A 1,798-nucleotide genomic window follows, 5' to 3' on the forward strand; every position below is an offset into this window, starting at 1 on the left:
GCGTCAAGACCATCCGCGACGATGCTCAGGTCAACCGTGACAATCTGAGTGCTTTCGTCGAGCCGATTGTGCAATGGATCAACCGGTTCGGGCCACTGGCGTTGTTTGTGCCTGGAGGTGAGGGATTGTTGGTGCTGGCCGGGCTTATTGATGCCGGTTACGGTCTGGATGAGGCAGTCGAGGGGCAAACAGCCAGTGAGCGTTCCGAAGGCGTGACGCGAACTGTGTTCGGCTTGCTCAATGCATTGCCGCTGGTCGGGGCTGTCGCCTCGTTAGAACGCGACGGCGCCGAGGTCGCCGCGCTGACCAGGACCGAGCACGAGACTGGCGAGCCCGATGTGCAACCCGGCGGCAGACCGGCTGGTGATCCGTCCGCTCCTATCGCTGCCTCGGAACCGATCAYGCGGATACCGAGTCGTCTGAGCCTGCTGCGAGGGATAGGCGCCCCGGTGGACGCTTTCAGCGATGAGGTCCTGATGCAGATCGGCAAGGTCAGCGACGTCGATGACGACATGCTGCGGATGATCCAGGCCGGTCGTCGACCTGCTCCCGTGTTGGCCGACACCATCAGCCGGTTCAGGATCGATCAGGACGTCGCGCAAGTCATCGATAAAACCCAGGCTGACGCGGCAACTGCGGTCGAAGGCAGTGATTTGCACGAGGCGTTGCAGGCCAGGCGAGTGGAGTTGTTCAACAGTCGTTATCAGGCACTTCAGAATTCGAAGCATGAATGGGTCCGATTGTTTCAACAGCAATATCCCGGGCTGCCGAAAAATGCGGTGGAGCAGATGCTTGATCGCTATGGAGTAGAACTGACGGCGACGCCGGATGAGATCCAGGCCAGGGAACTATTCAGGCAATTGGATAGCAAAGCCCGCCAGTACCAGCGGCATGTGCGCCTCACTCGTGCTTACGAAGGCCTTTATCTGCGGTCGGTGGCCCATTCCGATTCGGACACGCTGGCTTTGCACTCACTGAGGAACCTGCCCGGATGGCCGAAAAACCTGCGAGTCGAGGTGCTCGATGGCTCGTCGCAAGGCCGGGTGCTGGATCGTTGCGGTTCCCTCAATGCCGCTTATTGTCGACGCTTGATCAAAGTCGGCAACCATTATCAATACTTCGACGTACCCACCCAAACCCTCTTGCAAACAGATTTTTACGGGGCTGTCATCGGTGCATTGTCCGAGGACGAGCGTGCGGCGCTGCAGTTGCAGTCGCTGAACCCGGCCAACGAGCTGAAGCTCAATCTCCGTGACCGTGCGCTATCACGCTCCGAGTTCGGCCTGGGTCTGGGCAGAATGGACGGGGGGCTACCCTTCGAAATGCAAGGCTTGAGGGGCGGCGGCTTCCCAACCACCCCGCTGGCCGCAGCGTTGACCCACGAAATGCTGAGGTTGCAAGTCAGGGACCTCTATCCTGACTTCGGCAACGCGCAGGCCGATGAATGGCTGCAACAGGCCGGAGAAAGCGTTCAGTCGCAACTCGATGGATTGAAGCAACAATTTGAGCAATTGAGTACGGATTTGACGGGGTGGATCGACCAGGCCCTGCAGGATCTCGATGACATGGACATCGACTTTCTGGCCGCTGACGACGAGGACGCCGCGGGCATGAATCATGCGCAAATCGCGGCGCATAACGTCGCGCTGCTGCAGCACACGATGGAGTACGAGCGCGCGACCCGGATGGAACTGGCTGACGAGTTGGTGTCAATCTTGCGAAAGTGCCCGCCGCAGGCCAATCGTCTTTATTCCGGGGAGACGTTAACGGGATACAAACTGGATCTGGACTTCGAGGA

Annotated in this window: 1 pseudogene; it reads left to right on the forward strand. The window is 59.3% G+C overall.

The features are described from left to right. Positions 1–1,798, forward strand: a pseudogene (locus AC1DVH_RS30590) (hypothetical protein); the annotation flags it as partial.

Source organism: Pseudomonas sp. P4_C3 (genome assembly GCF_056402075.1).